This window comes from Joostella atrarenae, assembly GCF_021764745.1.
In the GTDB taxonomy this organism is placed as follows: domain Bacteria; phylum Bacteroidota; class Bacteroidia; order Flavobacteriales; family Flavobacteriaceae; genus Galbibacter; species Galbibacter atrarenae.
Genome location: NZ_JAETXX010000010.1, coordinates 93745 through 118249, shown reverse-complemented (window position 1 = coordinate 118249; position 24505 = coordinate 93745). Strand labels below are relative to the sequence as shown.

Below are 24505 nucleotides of genomic sequence, written 5' to 3'. Positions count from 1 at the left end.
TATATTTTTTTTAAAATTTTGCTCTTACACCAAAAGTAAATGTAGTTAGAGGTGCATAAAGACCTCTGTCAGAATTACCATTCTCACTAGTTGTAGGATTAAATCCATCTCTAGCTCCATTGAAATACAAGTTATCTCCAGAAACATACAAGTTAAGTCCTGCAAGTCCTATATTATCAAGCTGCTCACTACTAAATGTATATCCTAAAACAATATTATTAAGCGCTATAAAATCTGTTTTGGTTAAAAATCTTGTTGATTGTGAATTTACATTTGTAATAACCCTATCCGCTATAATTGGTACAGAAGTAATATCTCCTGGTTCTCTCCATCTATTACGAACATCTGTATGTCTATTTTGAGCTGTAATACCTCCATTATTATCATGCATTAATTCAGCATATTGACTATCATATCCCCATCCACCTATTGAATAAGTGAATTGTGTTGAAAGATTAAAGTTTTTATATCTAGCATTTAATCTAAAAGCTCCAGCTAAATCAGGAATTCCTGATTTATCAACATATTTTTCTGTAGCTTCTGAATAAGTCTTCGTCGTATCGCTTTGTATATCCGCATCAGGGTTTGCTTGAACGTATGGATACAATTCTGAAATACCTTCACCACTATCTAAGGTCCCGTTACTATTTAGGTCATCATAATACACATTCCAAGTTGGATACCCATCTTCAGGATCTACTCCTGCATATTCCCTCATGTAAAAATCATAGATAGAGCTTCCTTTAGAATAACCATAAAATGCAATATTTTGAAATACAGCAGGTTCCCCTGTTTCCGGATCAATTGGCATGGTTCGTATTTCATTATCATAAACAGCTCCGTTAACAGATAGATCTAATGTGAAATCTGTTGAATTTACAATATGCCCAGTAAGATCAAACTCAAGTCCACTATTTCGAAGTACTCCGTCATTTACAGTAACTGTTGCTACTCCTGAAGAAGGAGAGATTCTTCTAGTAAAGATAAGGTTATCAGTATCTTTTACATAATAGTCTATCGTTGCATCTAAAAATTTACCTAGACTAAATTCTACACCTACTTGATATTGATTTGAGGTTTCCCATGTTAATTCTGGATTAGCAAAAACTTCTGGAGATACTGCGAATTCTCCACCTACATTTGTAACTCCAAATGTATTAATCCCCTCATAAAATCCAATTCCTCCTTCATCACCTGTCTTTCCGTAAGAAGCCTTAAGCTTCAAAAAACGAAAAGTATTACTATCTAGTAAAAAATCCTCATTAGAAATTACCCAAGCACCTCCTATAGAACCAAAAGTATCCCATTTATTATTGGCGAACCTTGACGACCCATCTCTACGAATTGACGCTGTTAAATAGTACTTCCTATTAAAATTATAATTCAATTGTCCAAAATAAGACTCTAAGGTTCTTCCTTGTTCGAATCCTGTTGGTTGCTGTAAATTAACAATATAGTTGTCTAGAACACGTCCCTGTGGTATAATTGCTTTAGCTTTGAAAGCAGAATTTGAAGATTCCTGAAAATCATTACTTTCATGTGCTCCTAATATTTCAAAAGAGTGATTTCCAAAATCTTTACTGTAACGCAATAACTGTAAAAAGTTTGTAGTTACTGTTTCTGTTCCTCTTTCAAACAAATCACCTTCATTGGAAGTTGAAACTCCATAAAATTGATTTCCTACTGATTTGAATACATTATTAGAGTACTGCATTCCGAAAGTAGTTTCAAAGGTAAGCCCTTCTACGATATTTATTGTTGCATTAAAACTACCAATAACTTCATTTCTTTCTGTTGCATTATAATCATATATAGCTGATGCTATTGGATTCAAGTTATTCGAATTTGGTCGAGCTCTATATCCAGAATTAGAACCATAATCATATTGATTACCGCCAAAAATAGGATCTGGGACTAATTGATAATTATCATCCCTTAAAAAAACAGGATATATCGGATTCATTTTATCCGCGAATTCAAAAAGGTTTTCAGCACCATCTGTTTGACCATTATTAAGACTCTTAGAATATGTATATCCTAAATTAGCTTTTACTTTTAGCCAATCTTTGAGATTAGAGTCTACATTAATACGAGAAGTATATCTTTTATATCCAGTATTTATAGCGTAACCATCATCATCAAGGTAGCCGGCAGAAACAAAATATCTGTTCTTATCATTACCTCCAGCCATTCTTAAATTAGCTTCTGTCCTGTAAGCTGAATTAAATGAGAGGTCTTCATAGCGCTCTGGCGTGTATCTTCTTGTAACGCCAGGTCGCACTTGACCTGTGTTAGGGTCTATCAATTCTGCTCCGTTATTAACATTCCACATGTTATAACCAGGAGCTAAATAACTATTTGCAGAAGTTCCAAATAAAAGATTATTTACTGTTCCTATCGGATCAGTGTTACCACTTAGTCTTTCTCTATTTACTTTAGCTTCCCAAATAAGACCTATAGATTCTTCAGGAGAAGTAATCACATCATACCTTGGTAATAGCTGAGTATTAATACCAGTTTTAACATCAACTTCAATATACTCTTTTTGAGAAGAACCAGATTTAGTTGTAATTAAGATAACACCATTTGCACCACGAGATCCATAGATAGCAGTAGCTGTAGCATCTTTCAATATTGTTGTACTTTGAATATCGTTAGGGTTTATTGCATTTAAACTTGCTGTTTCTGTTCTTTCCCCATCAGCATCAATTGAACTGGTTGTTAAAGGCACACCGTCAACTACATAAAGAGGAGCTCTATTTCCATTTATAGATCCAAAACCACGAATACGAACTGTAGAGGAAGAACCAGGTTGTCCTGATGTATTAATTACATTAACACCCGCGGCCTCTCCTGCTAAAGACTGTGAAACATTAGAATAATTTTTTAATTCAATACTTTCAGCACTAATAGTAGTTGCAGTACCTGCAAAGGCTTCTTTTGTAGTTGTTCCATAACCTATTACAACAACTTCATCTAAAGCTTGTGCGTCTTGCTTAAGTATTATATTAATGGTACTTGCAGCCCCAACTGTTCTTTTTTCGGTTTGTTGACCTAAGTAAGAAAACACTAAGACTTTCCCCACAGTTGTAGAAATTGAATAATTCCCATCAAAATCTGTTTGGGTACCTGTGGTCGTACCTTTAACAGTCACATTTGCTCCGGGTAGTGGCAAACCATCTTGATCTGTAATGACCCCCGTAATTGTTTTCTCCTGTCCATAGGAGAATTGTAAAACTAACAACATAAAAAGTGTTAGCATCCAAGTAAATTTAGATCTCATATTTTAATTAATTTGAATTTAGCGTATCGCTAATATCATAAATAAATCTTAATATAAGTTATTTTTTCTATAAAATATAGAATATTGTAGTCTTAAACTTACTTGCGAGTATACTTTTCTTTCGAGTTAAATACCTTATTTCATGTTAAATTAATAATGATTCAATATTGTCAATAATTACAGGTAGTATAACAAGGCTATTTCTAAATATTATCATAAAAAAACCCGCCAGATAGCGGGTTTTAAAACTTTTCAATTAATTAAATTTTTTCTATAATTAATATCCAGTATTTTGAACAATATTTGAATTTGCTAAAACTTCAGCAGAAGGTATTGGAAATGCATAATTATAAGAACCATAAGAAGGACCTCCATGTGTTTGTAAAATAGGGTCTACTAGAGGAATATCACTTCCTGTTCTAGCTAAATCATCAAATCTAAATCCTTCAAAAGCTAGTTCCTTTCTACGCTCTAATAATATATTCTCTTTAGTTGCAGCAGTATATGCAGTTGCTCCTCTATTCTCAGGAATCATATTCAAATATGTCAAAGCTTCTGAACTACCATTTTCTAATAATGCTTCCGCATAAATTAGAACAACTTCTTCATAACGGATAATCGAAACATTATCTTCAAAAACACCAATACTAGGATATTTACCCGTATTTCTGTATGCTCCGTCTCCATCTTCAGTAATAATTCCACCAAGACCTCTCACGTCTCCAGTTTCATATATATTAACCAAATCTTCCAATACAGCTATATCTCCATAATTAGTATCTTGATAAATGTTAGCCAAACCATCTATTCCCTGATTATCTACATCTGAATTTGCTATCTCAAAAACTGAATTTGGTGCTGAATCTACATTAAAAGTTCCTATAAAATCATCTTTTGCAGCAACTTCAAATTTTGAAGACATTACAACTCTTCCAGCAGCACTCTCTGCTAAATCCCAGTCTTCAAAATATAACCCAATTCTTGCCATAATACCATCAACAGCATACGTTGTAATATATTGCTTCCCTGGATCATTAAGTGCTACAGACATTAGACTATTAGCGGTTTCAAGATCTGAAACTGCCAAATCCTTTACCTCTTGCACAGAGTTTCTTGGAGGAAAAAGATTTTCACCATCCTTAAAAGTAACTACATAAGGTACTCCTAGAGAACTCATATCACCCCCATCAACATTTTGCTGACCATATAAAGTAAGTAAGTCAAAATGTGCCAATGCTCTAATAGCATAGGCTTGACCAGTAATATGGTTAATCATTTGTTGCTCTGCAGCATCATCTGAAGACACCTCTGCTCCAATAATTATATTAGCAGAAGCAATTGTAGCATATATCTGTTGCCAAGTATCTGAAGCATATGCTGCTTCTATTGTTAAATTCATTTCTGCTACATTCACAAATCTATTTGAATTAGCATTTGAATAGGCGTTATCAGAGCGAACTTCATCAAATATTATAACATCTCTGCCATAATATGTTGAGATAGACATTCTATTGTAAGCGCCTTTGAGTAACGCTTCTAAATCTCCTACAGATGTTATATTAGTCTCTATATCTTTATTTTGAGACAATGTAGGGTCTAGATCTTCTTCTGTACATGAGAATGCCAAGAAACTTAGCATTAAACATAATGTGATTTTATATATATTTCTTTTCATTTTTTAAAATTTTAAAGTTACTCCCAATGTATAAGATTCAGTTGGAGGTGTTGTCAATCTTGTAAATCCATCAGCACGAACTTCAGGATCTAACAGCAAGCCATCATCCTTAACCCATGTACCAACATTAGTCCCTCGTAAAGTAAATGTAAGACCATCTAATCCTACCCTATCTACATATCTTGATGGTAAGTTATACCCTAAAGCTACATTTCTTAAACGGATAAAATCTCCATCAAATAAATGTCTAGAACTAGTTGCTTGGAAATTATCTGACGAACCATATGCTAATTTAGGAACATCTGTAACATCTCCTGGCTGCTGCCATCTATCCATTAACTCAGCCGCTCCATTATAAGTCCCCAACGTAAAACTGTTAGTTCTCATATAAAACTGTGCATACTGCTCATAAATTTTATGTCCACCAGCTGCATACAAATCAACATTAAAAAAGAATCCCTTGTACTCAACTTTAGTTGATAAACCTGCTGTATATTTAGGAATAGCTGAACCTTGATTTACACGTTCTGCCTCATTATAATTTGAAGTAGTTTCTCCATCAACACCATTTATGTACCATTCTGGAGCTCCTGTTTCCGTGTTAACACCTGCCCATGTTCTCATATACCAAGATCGTAAAGGAAGTCCTACCTCTGTAGTTGTATAAGAACTACCTGCTGAAGGGTTAATATCAACTCCATTTGCATCTTGAGCTAACTCCGTTACTTCATTATCTACTGTTCCTACGTTTCCAGATATATTCCATCTGAAGTTATCTGTTCTAATTATGTCTGCACTTAACTGCACCTCAAATCCTTTATTAACCATTTCTCCAACATTCTGTTGCTGTGATGCAAACCCAGTTGTAAAAGATAATGGAACATCTTGAAGTAAATCGTATGTTCTACGGTTATAATATGCAAATGATCCTGATACTCTATTATTAGCAATCCCAAAATCTAAACCTACATCATAAGTTGCTCCTTTTTCCCATGTTAATGCTGGGTTTCCAAATTGAGAAGGAAAACCTGCTCCACTACCTGCATAATCTGCAGAATAAGCAAGTAATGCTTGGTACTGATTCTCATCAATTGAGTTATTACCCGTGATACCATACGAACCTCTTACCTTAAGCTCATTAAACAAACTTCCACTCATAAAAGCCTCTCTATGGATATTCCAAGCAGCTCCAACAGAACCAAAATCACCGTAACGTTCTCCTTCTGCAAACCTACTTGATCCTTCACGTCTGTATGTAGCATCTACAACATACCTACCATCATAATTATAGCTCAATAGACCTAAATAAGAAACATTATACCAGTCTGTAAAGTAAGAATCCGCATCAAAGTTAGAACCTGCTGATTCTAAATTTGTCAATCCATCTACTGGGAAGTTTTCTCCAAAACCTCCTAAATATGAATTTTGATTTTTTTGATACTCAAATAAACCAGTAACATCAAAATTATTCTTCTCCCCTAATTTAAAATTATAATTTAAAGAGTTCTGCAATACAAAATTGTAATTTTTCTCATTTGACACCGTAACATCTCCTCCTGTATCCTCAGCATCTCCTTCCACTCTATTTCTATATGATTTATAATCTAACAAAGCTAAGTCCATCCCAAATCTTGTAGAGAAAGTTAAGTTGTCTGTGAACTTCCAATCTACATTCGTATTGGATATTGCTCTTGTCAATTCATTTCTTGCAATGTTATTATCTAATACATACAGCACATTAGGTAAACTTCCAAATGGTAGATCTGTATTATAACTTCCATCCTCATTATAAGGGTTATTAAAAGGGTTCATCAAAACTCTTGTAATAAAAGGATTAGAAAAGAAAGTCCCTCCCTCTAAAATAGGATTCTGTACAGTATTAGAAACATTCATAGATGTAGAAAAATCAACATTATCAGTGAGTTTTCTATTGTATCTAAAAACCCCACTTACCCTTTCAAAGTCAGCTCCAATAACGGTACCATCAGTTTTATTATAACCCAAGGAAGCATAAAACGTGTTTATCTCATCTCCTCCAGATGCAGAAAAATTATAATTCTGAATTGTAGGGTTTCTTCTACTTAATTCCCCTGGCCAATCATAATCTGTACCATCATAATCTAACGTTGCAGCTGGAAGCAATCCAAAATCTACTCCTAATTGAATAGCATTATCCTCTGTAAATCCAAAATCAGAATATGAATTTACTAAAGACTCATTTAACAACTCTAATCTCTGTGCTCCAGTTAATACATCTCTTTTATTGTAAGCATCGTTTTGGAATCCAACATTTGAAGTAAATGTAAATGAAGTCTTTCCTTTATTAGAACCTGACTTTGTTGTAATTACTATAACCCCATTAGATCCTCTTGCCCCATAGGCTGCTGTAGCTGATGCATCCTTTAAAACAGTCATACTTGCAATATCCTGACTATTAATAGATGCCAAAGGATTAAATGTACTTACATTCTCACTCCCTGATAAATCATCATTAATAACAGGAACTCCATCTATCACAAATAAAGGTTGATTACTTGCATTGATAGAACCAACTCCACGAATTCTTATATCTTGTACTGAACCAGGTGTACCTGATGCATTTGATATTTGAACCCCAGCAACTTTACCTTGTAAAGCTTGCTCTACAGATGGCAATTGTATCTCTGCTATTTCTTCTCCAGAAACCTGAACTGAAGATCCTGTAACCTCATAAGCTTCTTTTTTACTGTACCCTAACACTATTACTTCCTCTAAAGCTTGGGCATCTTGCTCTAGCGATATGTTAATAGTACTTGCAGCCCCAACTGTTCTTTCTTCGGTTTGTTGACCTACATAAGAATATACTAATACTTTCCCCACAGCTGCAGAAATTGAATAATTTCCATCAAAATCTGTTTGGGTACCTGTGGACGTACCTTTAACAGTAATATTTGCTCCGGGTAAAGGCAAACCATCTTGATCTGTAATGACCCCCGTAATTGTTTTCTCCTGTCCATAGGAGAATTGTAAAACTAACGCCATAAAAAGCGTTAGTATCCAAGTAAACTTCGATCTCATATTTTAATTAATTTGAATTAGCGTTTAGCAATATCATAAATATATCTTAATTAAAGAAAGAAAAATAAGAGAAAATACTACGTTTAATGAAGAATATATAATCTCAAAATGTGTGAAAAAAAATATTTATGTAGTAAAAAACTTGTTAAATTATATTTTAACTTAATTTAACACATAATTTTTATAAATTCTTTAACACAACAAATTCTTAAAATTCACTGCTTTTATATTTTTTTAACCCTGTAAACTATACTTTTGTTATAAATTAACAATTCAATGAAGCAACTTATAGGACTCCTTATTATATCATCTTTTTTGCTTTTATCATGCAAGCAAAAAACCGCAATTACTCCAGATGATTTAATTGCATATACCCCAAGAAATGCTACAGCTGTAATAAAAATTAATGATTACCAATCTTTCAGAAGTGAATTGATTAATAACGATTTTATCAAGCTATTGAAAAAGAGTAGTCCATATCAAAATTCAACAACCTTATTAAAAACCTTAAAATATTTAAATCCTAAAAGCCCTTCCATTCTAGCTTTCAATGAGGTTGGAAAAGATGCTTTCGATTATACTTTTATAAGTAAAAATCATAACGATCTATTTAATATAGACTCCACAATAAGCAGAGACATTAAAACTATTTCCTACGAAGGAGCAAATATTAAGGTCCTTACTATTGCTGACAAAAAATTATTTAGCACTTCTCTAGGAGATCACTTTGTGGGTTCTTCCTCAAGATTGATTATTGAGAACCTCATTAGAAATTCTGAAAATTTAGAAGCCAATCCTAAACTAAAAAAACTTTACCAAGTAGCACAGACAAATGTTCCTGCCAATTTATTCATCAATCACAAAAAAGGAAAAAGTTTCTTTAATAATGTGTTATCTGAAGACCTTGCTAATAATCTCACTGAATTTAACGACTGGACTTCTTTCGACTCAAATATTGCTCAAGACTATATAAAATTAAATGGGATTGCTATTGCCAGTGACTCTATAAGCAATACTCTTAATACATTTAAAAATAGTACACCTGCAACTAGTTATGCTGCTGAAATTGTCCCATTAAGCGCATCTTATTATTTGGCTTACCCAGCATTAAAAGGGAATGAATCTAAAATTCCACAAACTAAAGACTCCTTATTTCATAAGACAACAGAAATGATTGAAATGGGATTCCAAGAAGAAAAAGCTTTTGCTTTTACAGTAAGTGACAATATAGATTTTGAAGATCGGTTGCAGAAATTTGTAATTACTGAAGAAAAATACCGAGACTATTCAATATGGAAATTAAACGAAAACAGCCTAATAAAAACCCACTTTTCAAAGATTACTGAAGGAATTCCTACAAATTATGTTGCAAAAATAGCTGATTTCTATGTCTTCACTGAAGATATGAGTTTAATAGAAGACCTCATTTCTAACTATCAGAATAGCGCTACACTTTCGCAGCTGCCTTCTTACAAGAATTTACGGAATGAATTAGCAGACGAATCTTCGATATTAGTTATTGGTAACTTAGAAAAGTTAAAAGAGAATGACGCGATACTTAGTGAAGAATTCAAAGAGACTATTGCTAAAGAATCTTTTAAAGATTATAAATTTATTGCGTTTCAATATATTGCCGAGGGGGATTTTGCTCATTTCCATGCGTTACTTAAAAAAGCAAATACTTCTACAGTTAACTCTAATATCATTACGCAGGTTTACAATACTACTTTAGATGCTGAAATCGCTACAAAACCCCAGTTTGTTTTAAATCACTACACAAAAAAGAAGGAAATTGTAGTTCAAGATGTTGAAAACAATCTTTATTTAATCGCTACAGATGGTAAAGTCCTTTGGAAAAAGGAATTAAATGGTAAAATTTTAGGCGAAATCTCTCAAGTAGATTTGTACAGAAATGGACGTTTACAATTAGCATTTAATACAACCGACAAAATGGTGATCTTAGACAGGAACGGAAACGAAGTATCTCCATTCCCTATCGATTTTAAAAATACGATAACGCAACCTTTAGCTGTTTTTGACTATAGCAACAACAAAGATTATCGTTTTGTTATTGTTATGGGTAAAAAAATAGAAATGCACAACCGTTATGGTAAGGTTGTAACCGGTTTTATTCTAGACGAAACGGAGAACACAATTATTAATAGTCCGAAGCATATACGTATTGGAAACAAAGATTATATTATCCTCCAAGAGAGTGACGGAAAACTAGATATTCTTCACCGCACAGGAGATTTAAGAATCCGAACCCGTGGGTCTATAGATTTTTCAGGAAATGAAGTTTATTTATATGACAAGAAATTTACTACTACAAACACTTCAGGGGATTTAATTCAAGTAGATCAAAAAGGTGGGTTAAATAAAATTGAATTAGGATTGAAAGAAAATCATCTAATCGATGCTACATCGAATACCTTGGCTACTATTTCTGATAACATATTAACCATTAAAGACAATAAAGCAACATTAGATTTTGGAATCTACACAAAGCCTAAGATTTTTTATATCAATGACAAGATTTACGTTACTGTAACCGATAAGCAGACACATAAAGTTTATTTATTTGACAGCAATGCTGCGCTTGTAAAAAACTTCCCTGTTTATGGAGATTCAGCAATTGATTTGGCAGATATAGATAATGACAAAAGACTAGAAATGGTTACTGTAGGTGATAAAAACTCTATAATATGTTATAAGATAAATTAAATATTAAAATCTAAAATTGATTAAAAAAAGGAAGGATTAGCTTATTGAGCCAATCCTTCCTTTTTTATGTAAGTTTTCAACTTATAATTTATCTATAAAAGTAGCTTCAAAAAGCTCCTGAAAATGTTTCTGAATTTTTAATTTCACCTCAGCTTCATTAACAGTGGTTTTTCCTAATTCTACATTGAGAGAAGTTACTCCCTTTCCACGAATCCCACATGGAATAATATTATCGAAATAACCCAAATTTGCATTTACATTCAACGCAAATCCATGCATAGTAACCCAACGAGAAGCACGAACTCCCATGGCGCAAATTTTTCTTGCAAACGGAGTCCCTACATCAATCCACACTCCTGTTTCTCCTTCACTTCGTGTTGCAACGACTCCATATTCATCCAAAGTAAGAATGATAACTTCCTCTAAGAAACGTAAGTACTTATGAATATCAGTAAAAAAATTATCCAAATCTAAAATAGGATATCCTACAATCTGCCCTGGCCCATGGTAGGTAATATCTCCTCCTCTATTTATCTTATAGAACGTGGCTCCTTTTTCTTTCAACTGACTTTCATTAAGAAGTAAATTAGAAAGATCTCCACTTTTCCCTAATGTATATACATGCGGATGCTCTACAAACAAAAAATAGTTTGGAGTCTGTAAGTTTAATTCTTCGCGGCGATTTCTAATTTTAATATCTAATATCTCCTTAAAAATCGATTCTTGATAATCCCAAGTTTCCTTATAGTCTTTGAGACCTAAATCCTGCAATACTACTTTCTTATTCAAACCTTATTTTTCTAAAACAATTTCTAAATTTAACAGATAGGGATCTGTTGCATAATCATACAAATCTACAACAATTGTAACAGTTTTTTTATCATCACTATATGTAGGGTTATAAAATGAGACAGATTCTATTTTCTTCGAAAAATGATACTTTAACACGTAGGAAGATTCCCTAAGATCCGCCCTTCCTTTGTATATCTCCCTTAAATCATTTCTTATTGAAACATATTTTTCTTCATCCAAAACCACTGTTTTTCTAGTAAATACATTTTCTTTATAAGAATAGATAACATGAGATAAAGATTTATTTGTAAGGGTAGGTATTAATACAGCATTATCTCTATAAGAAGCTAAATATCCTGCTACCATAAGAGTATAGATGTTACCAAAAACGTCTCCTAAATTCTTTATTGAATAAAAATCTTGATACAAATTTACTTTTAGCTCTGAATCCTTAAGATTAGTATAGTTATGAATTTTTATCCCAGCAACCGACTCCATTTTTTTTTGTAAATTTTTTGGTAAAAATTGCTCTATACTATCTTTTTGAATTCTTAAATAATCCTTTACCAAAATAGTTGTATCCAATACCCTAGGAGTAGTATCTAATTGCTGACTTCCAGAAATAGCATATTCCATGAATTTTTTACCATCGAATTCTAAATTAACCTTCCCGTGCTCCTCTCCTTTGAAATAAATTTCTTCAGTAAAAACACAACTAGATAATAAAAAAACGCACAAAAGCGCAACAAAGCATAGTAACTTAAACATTTACATATTTTAAAAAACCTTGTTGATAAAGGTACTATTTTACAATTTAGTAATTGTGCTATTTTTTTATTCGCTTTACCTAAATATTATCTATTAGGATTATTTAAAATAACTAAAGCTGCTATCACTCCCGGAATCCATCCGCAGAGAGTTAATAAGAAGACAATTATAATAGATCCGCACCCTTTGTCTAATACAGCTAAAGGCGGGAAAAAGATTGAAAGTAATACTCTCCAAATACTCATTTTTTGATTTTTTTTGATTGATGTTTAATTCTATAAAATTCAGATTGATGATTTCTGAACATAAAAAACAAAGATAAAAAGTTAACCTTAACTAATAAGCAACTACTAAATATCTTTTCTTATATGACGAGTAAATCTGGGTTTTGTTACAACCATTTTTGATTTATTTAATTTTTAAGGACCCCTATTATCAAAATATAGAATATAAAAAAAACGGCTTTATCATCTTTAATTGATTAAGCCGTTTTATGTTTTTTCAATAAACTTATTTATTCATTTCTTTCTGAATAGAAGTTTTGACTTCTTGGAATTTATCTTTTAAATCTTGTGGTATTTTATTAGGAAAGTCTTTAACTTTTTTCAGTTTGAAAGAGAAGTAAATACTATAAATTCCTAAAGTTAAGAATGCTATTCCTGTCCAGATAACAACATTTAAACCTGCAAATAAAGGGTTCCATAATAATATAAATGAAAATAATAACCCTAAAACACCTACCAACATAAGGTTACCCCAATCTAAAACACCATAATTTTTTAAATCCATAGCATGTCCGATTGCTCCAATAGATTGAAACATAACCCAAAAACCAACATAAAAAGGCAAAGTTGCCATTGAAAGCTGTGGATTAGCTAATAATAAAATACCAAATATTAAGGATACAATACCAAAGAAAAGCAACCAACCCCAATTATCTATTTCCTTTCTATTAGCAATCGAAAGTATAACATTACTTATTCCTGAAAACAAAAAAGCTAAACTAAAAACTACAGATAGCGCTACGTATGAAGAAAGCGGAGATAGGAAAGTGTAAATAGCTACAATAATGAAGATAATGCCGATAATAAGTGGAATATACCAGTGTTTTATCGTGTTGTTAATGGTTTTAAAAAAATGTCTAGTCATGACTTTGTTTATTTATGTGTTAAACTTATTTTACATATTTATCTTTTAAAATGCACCTATTATTAACACATACATTTACTCTGCATGTTCAGTACATTTAAAAGTTAAGTTTTCACAATTAACCATAACTAACGTTCTGTACAAAATTACGAAAACAATCTCAACAGAAACCATAAAATATTGTTAATCAATTATTAATAAAAATTGCAAAAAAACAATACCCTATAAAACAAATGCAGCATTAATTAAAAACTTTAGGTATATATAAGAATTCTAATTGCAAAACATTCACACCAAAGTGTTCTCTGTTTGCATAGGAAGTAGACCATTTAAAATTTGCATAAAACTCGTTTTTTGCAAACCAATATCCAGCCCCTACACCAAAAGTGCTTAGCCTATCTTTTACTGAATTATCCCAAGTAACATCCATTCCTGTATCTCTAGATACTTGCCAAGCATGTCCGCCTTGCACTACTAACTCTAAGCGTTCATTTAAAAAATGACTAACTCCATACTCTAATATAAGTCTACTTCCTGGCCTCACATCTGTATCTTTTATATCACTATGAAATTCATATGTTGGCATCGCAAAAAAAGCGGTCTGCTTTTCATTCAAATAATAATATCCAGCAAACTGAAACATATGCGACCAATACCCAACTCCTACATTATCTTCAGCTCCTGTTTTAAATCTTCCGGTAGGCGCTGTAAATAAATAACCTGTAGTAAGATCAAAATTCTTAAAAGCTTTAGACAGCAATAACGGAGAAACAGTTACATCCCCCATTCCGCTAGCACCACCATCAACCTTATATTCATTGTTATTTAACTGTCCAGTAAACAATCTAACATTTACAGAACTGTAGACTGGAGCTATCATAAAGAGATATTGCATTCCTCCTAGAAAAGATAACTCTGGAGACGCATAATTAATCATCAAACTGTTTAAGTAGCCTGAAATATCAACATTTAAAGGAATCTCTCCTACGCCAGGAATATTAACCTGACTAACTTCATTTCCTTTAGCATCTAAAAATTTATTAGAGGTTAAAAAAACATTACTATCAAATATTAAAATTCCTGAAAATTCTGGTGCGGTGTAATCTCTAACTCCCATAATGCCGGGAATATAAGAGCCCGATTGTATTGAAGAAGCTGTTTGCTGCGCATAAAGCATAGCGTTAAAAAACAGAAACGTTATAAAAATTGTTTTTCTCATTATCATATTTAAAAATATGGCTTGAGGGAAAAACCAATTACTACACTAATATAAGTTAAAAAAATTTAATTTATCATAAGAACTAGAACACATGAATCGCTATTAAATGATTAATTACAGATAAATCCATCAACTGTTATTAAATAGATTGATAGATTGTTAAATACTCCCTATCTTTGCAGGCTTAAAATGACAAAATAAATTATGCAACTTTCAGAACAGGAAATTATCCGAAGAGAAAAGCTTGGAAAGCTACGCGAATTAGGCATTAATCCTTATCCTGCCGATTTATATCCGGTAGATCATACCTCTAAAAAGGTCAAACAGAACTTTGAAGAAGATAAGAAAGTGGTACTTGCAGGACGCTTAATGAGTAGACGTATCCAAGGAAAAGCTTCTTTTGCTGAATTACAAGATTCTGAAGGTCGTATTCAGTTGTATTTTAATAGAGACGAAATTTGTCCAGGTGAAGACAAAACAGCCTATAACGAAGTTTATAAAAAACTTCTCGATATAGGAGATATTATCGGTATTGAAGGAACACTTTTTACAACAAAGGTTGGAGAAAAAACTGTTTCAGTTAAAAACTTTACTGTATTAAATAAATCTTTACGCCCATTACCGTTACCAAAAGTAGATAGTGAAGGGAAAGTATTTGATGAATTTAATGACCCTGAGCTACGTTATCGTCAGCGCTATGTGGATCTTATTGTAAATCCACACGTTAAGGAAACTTTTCTTAAGCGTACAAAAATAACTACAAGTATGCGTGAGTTTTTTAATTCGCGAGACTATATAGAGGTAGAAACACCTATATTACAATCTATTCCTGGAGGTGCCACTGCACGTCCATTTGTTACGCATCACAATGCATTAAACATTCCATTGTATTTACGTGTTGCCAATGAGTTGTACTTAAAAAGACTTATAGTTGGTGGTTTTGATGGTGTTTACGAGTTTGCTAAAGATTTCCGTAATGAAGGGATGGACAAAACTCACAATCCAGAGTTTACTGTAATGGAACTTTATGTTTCATACAAAGATTACAATTGGATGATGAATATGACTGAGGAGCTCCTAGAAAAAGTTGCTACAGATGCCAATGGTACTGCAGTTGCTAAAGTTGGTAAAAACGAAATTAGCTTTAAAGCGCCTTATCCTCGTGTACCAATTTTACAAGCTATTAAAGATCATACTGGTTTTGATGTTGCTGGAATGAATGAAGAGGAACTCCGTGAAGTTTGTACAAAACTTGATATTCCTGTAGATGAAACAATGGGAGTTGGGAAATTGATTGATGAGATTTTTGGAGAAAAATGTGAACACAACTACATCCAACCAACTTTTATCACCGATTACCCTAAAGAAATGAGTCCGCTTACCAAAGAACACAGAACAAATCCTGCGTTAACAGAGCGTTTTGAGTTGATGGTAAACGGAAAAGAATTGGCAAATGCATATTCTGAGCTTAATGATCCGATAGACCAAAGAGAACGTTTTGAAGAGCAACTTAAACTTTCTGAAAAAGGAGACGATGAAGCGATGTTTATCGATCAAGATTTCTTAAGAGCTTTAGAATACGGTATGCCTCCTACTTCTGGAATCGGAATTGGAATAGACCGTTTGGTGATGCTACTTACAAATAATGCTTCTATCCAAGAGGTGTTATTCTTCCCACAGATGCGTCCAGAGAAAAAAGCGGAAGTAGCTTTAAGTGATGATGAAAAATTAGTTTTTGAATTACTAAAAAAAGAAACTAAAATGGCATTGAATGACCTTAAAGAGCAATCTGGATTAAGTAATAAGAAATGGGATAAAACCATAAAAGGACTTACAAAACACAAAGTTGTAAAAGTTTCAAAAACTGATGACGGGTTATTTTGTGAAGTATTGTAATATTTATATTTAGCTCTCAAGAGCGTTCTATAAAATAAAAAGAGGAGTTACTGTTTAAGCAATAACTCCTCTTTTTTTATTTGAATAAAAGAACTCTTATTCCTCAAAAGGCTTTCCTGCTTTTTTCCAAGCATCAAAGCCTCCATCTAGATTTACTATATTTTTATATCCTAATGAGTCTAAAATTTTAGCTGCGGCTGCACTTCTTCCTCCTGCCTTACAATACAAATACACACTCTTAGATTTATCTACTTTTTTTACTTCAGCAATAAAAGCATCATCTTTTACATTTATATTCTTGGCTTCTTTTAAATGCCCAGCTTTAAATTCATATGGAGTTCTTACATCAATCAAAACCAATTCATCTGAAGATTCCGTGTTAAAAGTAGTAATATCCATTTCCTTAACTTGAGAAAATGCTAATTGAGCGGTCACTAGAAAAAGTAGTATTATATATTTTTTCATCAATAATGTATTTGTAAGTATTTAGAACTAATTTGTAATAATTATAAGCAAATATAATTACAGAATAATAGATTATGTAGAATTTCTTCTGAAATTGTAAAATGACAAAAGCTATTATTAAACTTTTTATCATACTTTTGATATAAATTAATTTTAGAGTGCCTAAAAACAAATTAGATCCTTCAAAGTGGGTAGATCAGTACGCCGATTACCTTTTTAACTACACCATTACTCGAGTTAACGATGCTATCGTAGCTGAAGATTTGGTGCAGGAAACTTTTTTAGCAGGACTTAAATCTGCTAAAAACTTTAAAGGAGAGGCAGCTGAGCGTACATGGCTAATTTCTATTCTGAAAAGAAAAATCATTGATCATTATCGAAAAATAAATTCTAATAAAGGTAAAGCTGAAGTTAGAATGGGATTTTCTAATCGAGAAGAACAAGAAGGAGATTGGCTAGAAGATAATGTAGCAGATCCCTTTGATATCAATGCTGAAGACGCTTTGCAGAATGAAGAGTTAGGAATGGCTATTCAAGAATGCTTAATGAAACTTCCTAAAAAACAAGCAGATGTTTTTATAAAAAAAACAATTCAAGGAATGGACACTGAAGATATTTGTAAAGAATTAAATATCTCTGCGTCTAATCTATGGGTTATAGTCCATAGAGCTCGAACTGCATTAATGGATTGCCTAGAAAATAATTGGTTTAAAAAATGAATAATAAGAAGAATTTCTTTTTTGTCTCTTGTGAAGAGGCTCAACATATTTGTGATAAAATGCAATATGGAGAGGCTACTTTATTAGATAAGATTAAGTTAAGTTGCCGCCTAATATGGTGTAATGCTACAAAATCATATAGCAAACGTAACGCTACCCTAACACAACTTTGCAAAGAGGCAGAGATTAAAACAATGGATCCTAAGAAGAAACAGGAGTTGAAAAAAAAATTGAATGCAGATCAATCTGAAGCATCCAAATAATTATTTATACGCTACTAATTAATAGGCATTAACTACATAATAACAAAAGCAACCACCAGATTACAGGAATACTTTCCACAAAAAAACTTGAAAAATATACTGCTTGCTTCTTTTTAGAAAATAAAATTGCCGTCAAAAGTATCAATCCTACAAATACTTCTACATACATCACCTTATGATTAATATACAATTCGCTTTTAAAGAATGTAAGCACTAAAAAAACACCTACCAATAGAACACCTACTCTTTTCACCCCTCTCACACCTAACACTTGAGGAAGCGTATGTAACCAAGATTCATCGGTTTTTAAATCACGAATTTCAAAAGGAATCATCAATATTATAATAAATACAAAACGCTGTATCATTTCTAAAACAGCTGTTGTAGTTATAGGTAAATCGTTATTTAAAAGTGGCAATATCACTGTAGAAACAGACCATGTAATCCCAACAATATAAATTTTCACTCCTTTTAAGCTTCTAAAATTTCGTTTTGTAGATAGCGCAGGAACTACATACAAAAAAGCCAAAATTACAAGTCCAGCCGCCGAAACCAACGTTTTTAAATTCAACTTAAAAATATAATAAGCTGCAAATAAGAAGCATAACATACTAAATAGCTGAATACTCTTTATATATTTTTGAGTGATAAAAACATAGTGTTTTGCTAGCGGACTATACTTTATAAAACTATACTCTACTATGGTCCCAAAAAAGAGCGCATTAGCAATTACTGCATCATATGTTATATCAAAATTCAACATTGTAACCCTTGCCAATGCATAAACTGCAAAAGCAACGTGAATACTAGCGTCTAAATAAAAATTAAAAGCCCTCTTAAACAACTTCATTTCAACGATATAGATATCTAATATAAATTAATCAACACACTGTTTAAAACTTTAGTTAAAGCCTTTTAAAAGTACTTTTTTAACCAAATATAATATGTATTTTTGCGCAAATTAAAACATTTTTAGACGGTTATAATGAAAACAGACTCTTTTGTTACCCGCCATATTGGCCCCCAAAAAGATGATTTAAGCACCATGTTCTCTACAGTAGGTGTTAATAATATGGATCAGCTTCTCTACGAAACGTTTCCTGATGGGATCCGACTAAAATCGGATCTTGATCTTCCAGAAGCAATGACTGAGTATGAGTATCTAGCTCATTTAAAGCAGGTCGCTACTAAAAATAAAGTATTTAAAACCTATATTGGTCTTGGTTACCACGAATCTATAGTTCCATCTGTTATCAAGAGAAATATTCTTGAAAACCCAGGTTGGTATACTGCATACACGCCTTATCAAGCAGAAATTGCACAAGGTAGATTGGAGGCTTTATTAAACTTCCAAACAATGGTTTGCGATCTTACTGGAATGGAACTTGCAAATGCATCTTTATTAGATGAAGGTTCTGCAGCAGCAGAAGCTATGTCTATGCTATTTGGTGTAAGAAGCAGAGAGCAGAAAAAGAACGGAGTGAATAAATTTTTCGTTTCTGAAGAAGTTTTACCACAAACGCTTTCTGTTTTAAAATCGCACGCTAGTCCACTAGAAATTGAACTTGTAATTGGTGATCACACTACTTTTGATTTTTCTACTGAATTTTTTGGAGCCTTTTTACAGTATCCAGGAAAATACGGTTCTGTATTTAACTATTCAGAGTTTGTATCGAATGCTAATGATAATGGAATCAAAGTAGCTGTGGCTGCAGATATATTAAGCTTAGTAAACTTAACTCCTCCAGGAGAATTTGGAGCCGAAGTTGTTGTAGGAACTACACAACGTTTTGGAATTCCATTAGGTTACGGAGGTCCACACGCTGCATTTTTTGCAACAAAAGAAGCCTATAAACGTAACATTCCAGGGAGAATCATCGGGGTTACTAAAGACACCGATGGCAACCGTGCATTACGTATGGCGCTACAAACAAGAGAGCAACATATAAAAAGAGACAAAGCTACTTCCAACATTTGTACAGCTCAAGTTCTTTTAGCTGTTATGGCTGGAATGTACGCAGTTTACCATGGCCCAAAAGGATTAAAATATATAGCTGATAAAGTTCATAATTCGGCAATTGCACTTTCTAAAGCATTAACAGATTTAGGATACGATCAATTAAACGAATCTTACTTCGACACTATCTTAGTAAAAGCAGATGCGCAACATGTTAAAAGTATTGCTGAATTAGAAAATGTAAACTTTTTATATGCTGAAAGTGACAAAGTTGCTATTTCTATAAATGAAGCCACTACACTAAAAGACTTAAATAAAATAGTACAGATCTTTGCTGATGCAGCAGGGAAAAACACTATAACCATAAATCAATTAATCGAGAATACCGCTGTATTAAATGGTAGCTCTCGTGTTTCTCCTTTCTTAGAGAATGAGGTATTTAACTCATATCACTCAGAAACGGCATTAATGCGCTACATTAAGAAATTAGAGCGTAAAGATCTTGCACTAAATCACTCTATGATTTCTTTAGGATCTTGTACCATGAAGCTTAATGCTGCATCAGAAATGCTACCACTAAGTTGGGACGAATGGGGAAATATACACCCTTTTGTACCTGTAGATCAAGCGGAAGGTTACCAAGAAGTTCTTAAAACTTTAGAAGAGCAATTAAATGTTATTACAGGTTTTGCTGGAACTTCGCTACAACCAAACTCTGGTGCTCAAGGAGAATACGCTGGACTTCTAGTAATCCGTGCTTACCATAAATCTCGTAACGAACAACATAGAAACATCTGTTTAATACCAGCTTCTGCTCACGGAACTAATCCTGCTTCTGCTGTTCTTGCTGGAATGAAAGTTGTAGTAACAAAAACAGACGAAAAAGGAAATATAGATATTGAAGACCTTCGTGAAAAAGCAGAGAAGCATAAAGATAATCTTGCTGCTTTGATGGTTACTTATCCATCTACACACGGAGTATTTGAATCTTCTATTAAAGAAATCACGCAGCTTATCCATGACAATGGCGGACAAGTTTATATGGACGGTGCAAATATGAACGCACAAGTAGGACTTACAAATCCTGCTACTATTGGCGCAGACGTTTGTCATTTAAACCTACATAAAACTTTTGCTATTCCTCACGGTGGTGGTGGCCCTGGAGTTGGTCCTATTTGTGTTGCAGAACATTTAGTATCGTTTTTACCTTCTAATCCTGTTATTAAAACAGGTGGAGAAAATGGAATCGACGCAATATCTGCAGCTCCATGGGGAAGCTCATTAGTTTGCTTAATTTCCTACGGATATATTAAAATGTTAGGTGCAGGAGGCTTAAAACAGTCTACAAGCATGGCAATTTTAAATGCAAACTATATTAAAAATAGACTGAGTGGATCTTTTGATGTTCTTTATACAGGAGAAAAAGGAAGAGCAGCACACGAAATGATTATTGACTGTCGTCCATTTAAAGCTAAAGGAATTGAAGTAACTGATATTGCAAAAAGACTTATCGATTACGGTTTCCACGCTCCTACAGTATCATTTCCAGTTGCTGGAACAATGATGATTGAGCCTACAGAAAGTGAAAATTTAGCTGAATTAGATCGTTTCTGTGATTCTCTTATAGCAATTACTAAAGAAATTGAAGAGCTAGAAGAAGGAGATACAAATAATGTTTTAAAGAACGCTCCTCATACTTTAAAAATGCTGACTGCTACAGATTGGAACTTCCCTTACTCTAGAGAGAAAGCAGCATATCCTATGGAACATATTGCAGATAATAAGTTTTGGCCAACGGTAAGACGTGTGGACGAAGCTTATGGAGATCGTAATTTAATGTGTACTTGTGCACCTATTGAAGATTACATCGATGCATAAAAAAAGTGTATAAACACTATGAATATTTAAAAGCCTTTCATTAACTTGAAGGGCTTTTTATTTTAAAACCAGCTAGTAAGCTTAAAAAAACTTACGTTGGGCATCGTAAAATAAATTATGCATGCATAACATATTATGTATATAATCGTACCTTTGGCAAAATTGACTCTCAATGAATATAAAGATTACGGGAACAGGAAGCTATATTCCATCTCAAGTGACTGCTAACAGCTCATTCTCGAAGCATGAATTTTTAAATGCCGACGGGAGTCCCTTTAAGCACGCTAATGAAGTTATCATACAAAAGTTCAAAGCCATAACCGGAATTGAACAAAGGAGGTATGTTAACGACCAATACACAACTTCAGATATTGCATTTTTTGCTGCTGAAAAGGCTATTGAAGACGCTAAAATAGATAAAGAAACTATAGATTATATCATTGTTGCTCACAATTTTGGCGATATCAAAAAAGGAACTATCCAATCGGATATGGTTCCGAGTATTGCTTCTAGAGTGAAGCATTCGCTTAAAATAAAAAATCCAAGATGTGTTGGTTATGATGTTCTTTTTGGATGTCCTGGTTGGATTGAAGGCGTTGTACAAGCACATGCTTTTATAAAAGCTGGAATAGCAAAAAGATGCCTTGTTATCGGAGCAGAAACACTTTCTAGAGTTGTAGATGATCACGATAGAGATTCTATGATTTATTCTGATGGTGCTGGCGCTACAATCATTGAAGCTACCGAAGAGGAAGGCGGAATAAAATCTCATCTTTCTGCTACTCATGCGCATGATGAGGCTTACTATCTTTTTAACGGATGTTCTTATAACAAAGATGCAGATCAAGACACGAAATACATAAAAATGTATGGTCGCAAGATCTACGAATTTGCTGTAACCCACGTTCCAAAAGCAATGAAGGAGTGTCTGGATAAAAGTGGATATGGTATTGATGATATGAAAAAAGTTTTTATCCATCAGGCGAACGAAAAAATGGATGAAGCTATCTTACAGCGTTTTTATAAATTATATGATAAAACAATTCCTGAAGGCATCATGCCTATGACTATTCAAGAACTAGGAAACAGCTCTGTAGCTACGATTCCTACGTTATTTGATTCTGTAAAAAAAGGAATGGTGAAAAATCAGGAAGTACATAAAGGAGATGTTGTTATATTTGCAAGCGTTGGCGCTGGTATGAATATAAATGCGCTCGTTTATAAAATATAATATGTACGAAAATAGCTTTCCAAACAAACGCTATAAAAAAACAATAGAATTTCTAGAATCTTCTATTAACAAACCTGCAAATATCTTAGACTTAGGGGTTAAAAACCCCTTTAGTGAGATTATGCAATCTCGTGGCTATGAAGTAGAAAATACAGGAGGTGAAGATTTAGATAATGATTTCAATACTGTTTTAAATTCTGACGCTTCTGTAGTTACTGCCTTCGAAATTTTCGAACACCTTATTGCTCCTTATAATGTGCTTAAAAACATAAAGGCTGATAAATTAGTTGCTTCTGTTCCGTTAAAATTGTGGTTTTCTCCTGCTTATAGAAGTAAAACTGATATGTGGGACAGACATTATCATGAGTTTGAAGATTGGCAATTCGATTGGCTTTTAGAAAAAGCTGGTTGGGAAATTAAAAGTCGTGATAAATGGACAAATCCTGTTAAGAAAATAGGACTTAGACCTTTACTACGCACTTTTACTCCGAGGTATTATATTGTCTATGCGGAAAGAAAGCAATAATATATTTGGCGCTATGGAATATTATGTTGTTATCCCAGCACACAACGAAGAGGCCTTTATAGCGCTAACTTTAAATAGCTTAACCCAGCAAACATTACTCCCAAAAAAGGTGATTGTAGTAAATGACAATTCATCTGATACTACAGAAAACATTATAGATTCTTTTACTGCTGAATACAATTTTATAGAAAAGCTAAATTTAGTTTCTTCCTCAGAACACATGCCTGGAAGTAAAGTTGTGAACGCCTTCAACAAAGGACTTGAAAAGCTAGACGATAATTATGACTTCATTGTAAAATTAGACGCCGACCTTATTCTTCCTGAAAATTATTTCAAAACGATTGCTGCTATCTTCCAAGAAGATAATAAGATAGGTATTGCTGGAGGTTTTGTTTATGAAAAAAATGAAACTGAAGAATGGACACTTAATCATCCGATGGACAAAAATCATGTTCGCGGTGCTTTTAAAGCCTATACCAAAACTTGTTTTAAAGCTATTGGCGGTCTAAAAATAGCAATGGGATGGGATACGGTAGATGAACTCCTTTGTAAATATCATGGCTTTTCTACACAAACAAGTGACGGTCTTAAAGTAAAACATTTACGCCCTACAGGAAAATCATACAATAAAAAAGCGAAGCTCCTACAAGGGAAAGCAATGTACACTATGCGATACGGTTTCTTAATTACCGCTATCGCTTCTGCAAAAATGGCTTTAAAGCAAAATAAACTTCAGACTTTTATAGATAATATGAAAGGCTTTATGAATGCTAAAAAGAATAACACCCCTTTTTTAGTTTCTGAAGAAGAAGGTGATTTTATTAGAGCATATCGGATAAAAAACATTAAAAGAAAACTTTTTTAGCCCTGATTGAAGCGGCATCCTTTTAAAAAAAACAGCCT

The 24505-nt window shown here is 33.1% G+C and carries 18 protein-coding genes; 8 read left to right on the top strand and 10 right to left on the bottom strand.

What is annotated here, in order from left to right; all coding sequences use genetic code 11:
• Window positions 1-10: 10 nt before the first annotated feature.
• From JM658_RS13785 to JM658_RS13775, 3 genes are all read right to left on the bottom strand, one after another.
• Window positions 11-3283, bottom strand: a complete 3273-nt coding sequence (locus JM658_RS13785) for a SusC/RagA family TonB-linked outer membrane protein (protein ID WP_236959860.1) — start codon at window positions 3281-3283, stop codon at window positions 11-13.
• 277 nt (window positions 3284-3560) lie between these two features.
• Window positions 3561-4958, bottom strand: a complete 1398-nt coding sequence (locus JM658_RS13780) for a RagB/SusD family nutrient uptake outer membrane protein (RefSeq protein WP_236959859.1) — start codon at window positions 4956-4958, stop codon at window positions 3561-3563.
• Window positions 4959-4961: 3 nt separating this feature from the next.
• Window positions 4962-8015 (bottom strand): SusC/RagA family TonB-linked outer membrane protein, encoded by a 3054-nt coding sequence (locus JM658_RS13775; RefSeq protein ID WP_236959858.1) that lies wholly within the window; start codon window positions 8013-8015, stop codon window positions 4962-4964.
• A gap of 276 nt (window positions 8016-8291) precedes the next feature.
• Between JM658_RS13775 and JM658_RS13770 the strand changes: the two genes are divergently transcribed.
• Window positions 8292-10739: a ribonuclease HII gene (locus tag JM658_RS13770; protein WP_236959857.1), complete on the top strand. Its 2448-nt coding sequence runs from the start codon at window positions 8292-8294 to the stop codon at window positions 10737-10739.
• Between the two features lie 81 nt (window positions 10740-10820).
• Here the strand turns inward: JM658_RS13770 and lipB are convergent, their stop codons facing one another.
• From lipB to JM658_RS13745, 5 genes are all read right to left on the bottom strand, one after another.
• Window positions 10821-11528, bottom strand: a complete 708-nt coding sequence (gene lipB / locus JM658_RS13765) for a lipoyl(octanoyl) transferase LipB (RefSeq protein WP_236959856.1) — start codon at window positions 11526-11528, stop codon at window positions 10821-10823.
• Window positions 11529-11531: 3 nt separating this feature from the next.
• Window positions 11532-12299 carry a hypothetical protein gene (locus JM658_RS13760; RefSeq protein ID WP_236959855.1) on the bottom strand — a complete coding sequence of 256 codons (768 nt, stop codon included), beginning with the start codon at window positions 12297-12299 and terminating at the stop codon, window positions 11532-11534.
• Between the two features lie 86 nt (window positions 12300-12385).
• Window positions 12386-12544, bottom strand: a complete 159-nt coding sequence (locus tag JM658_RS13755) for a YqaE/Pmp3 family membrane protein (RefSeq protein ID WP_236959854.1) — start codon at window positions 12542-12544, stop codon at window positions 12386-12388.
• 265 nt (window positions 12545-12809) lie between these two features.
• Window positions 12810-13448, bottom strand: a complete 639-nt coding sequence (locus tag JM658_RS13750; protein ID WP_236959853.1) for an HdeD family acid-resistance protein — start codon at window positions 13446-13448, stop codon at window positions 12810-12812.
• Window positions 13449-13689: 241 nt separating this feature from the next.
• Window positions 13690-14667 (bottom strand): SphA family protein, encoded by a 978-nt coding sequence (locus tag JM658_RS13745; protein ID WP_236959852.1) that lies wholly within the window; start codon window positions 14665-14667, stop codon window positions 13690-13692.
• 204 nt (window positions 14668-14871) lie between these two features.
• On the opposite strand from JM658_RS13745, the gene lysS reads away from it, so the two are divergent.
• Window positions 14872-16563: a lysine--tRNA ligase gene (gene lysS, locus JM658_RS13740; protein ID WP_236959851.1), complete on the top strand. Its 1692-nt coding sequence runs from the start codon at window positions 14872-14874 to the stop codon at window positions 16561-16563.
• Between the two features lie 96 nt (window positions 16564-16659).
• On the opposite strand, the gene JM658_RS13735 is transcribed toward lysS, so the two are convergent.
• Window positions 16660-17028, bottom strand: a complete 369-nt coding sequence (locus JM658_RS13735) for a rhodanese-like domain-containing protein (RefSeq protein WP_236959850.1) — start codon at window positions 17026-17028, stop codon at window positions 16660-16662.
• A gap of 158 nt (window positions 17029-17186) precedes the next feature.
• On the opposite strand from JM658_RS13735, the gene JM658_RS13730 reads away from it, so the two are divergent.
• Together JM658_RS13730 and JM658_RS13725 are read left to right on the top strand one after the other, a co-directional pair.
• A complete protein-coding gene (locus JM658_RS13730; protein WP_236959849.1) occupies window positions 17187-17747 on the top strand; it encodes a sigma-70 family RNA polymerase sigma factor in 561 nt (186 codons plus the stop codon).
• Window positions 17744-18010: a hypothetical protein gene (locus JM658_RS13725; protein WP_236959848.1), complete on the top strand. Its 267-nt coding sequence runs from the start codon at window positions 17744-17746 to the stop codon at window positions 18008-18010. Before JM658_RS13730 ends, JM658_RS13725 begins: the two co-directional genes overlap by 4 nt.
• A gap of 28 nt (window positions 18011-18038) precedes the next feature.
• On the opposite strand, the gene JM658_RS13720 is transcribed toward JM658_RS13725, so the two are convergent.
• Window positions 18039-18860 (bottom strand): UbiA prenyltransferase family protein, encoded by an 822-nt coding sequence (locus JM658_RS13720; RefSeq protein ID WP_236959847.1) that lies wholly within the window; start codon window positions 18858-18860, stop codon window positions 18039-18041.
• Window positions 18861-18995: 135 nt separating this feature from the next.
• Here JM658_RS13720 and gcvP point away from each other — a divergent pair, with 135 nt between their 5' ends.
• From gcvP to JM658_RS13700, 4 genes are all read left to right on the top strand, one after another.
• The gene (gcvP, locus tag JM658_RS13715; protein ID WP_236959846.1) at window positions 18996-21845 is read left to right on the top strand and encodes an aminomethyl-transferring glycine dehydrogenase; all 2850 of its coding nucleotides are present in this window, start codon (window positions 18996-18998) and stop codon (window positions 21843-21845) included.
• A gap of 172 nt (window positions 21846-22017) precedes the next feature.
• Window positions 22018-23076, top strand: coding sequence for a 3-oxoacyl-ACP synthase III family protein (locus JM658_RS13710; RefSeq protein ID WP_236959845.1), 1059 nt, complete (start codon window positions 22018-22020; stop codon window positions 23074-23076).
• Between the two features lies 1 nt (window position 23077).
• Window positions 23078-23602 carry a class I SAM-dependent methyltransferase gene (locus tag JM658_RS13705; protein WP_236959844.1) on the top strand — a complete coding sequence of 175 codons (525 nt, stop codon included), beginning with the start codon at window positions 23078-23080 and terminating at the stop codon, window positions 23600-23602.
• A 13-nt stretch (window positions 23603-23615) separates the two neighbouring features.
• Window positions 23616-24467 (top strand): glycosyltransferase family 2 protein, encoded by an 852-nt coding sequence (locus JM658_RS13700; RefSeq protein ID WP_236959893.1) that lies wholly within the window; start codon window positions 23616-23618, stop codon window positions 24465-24467.
• The last annotated feature ends 38 nt before the right edge of the window (window positions 24468-24505 follow it).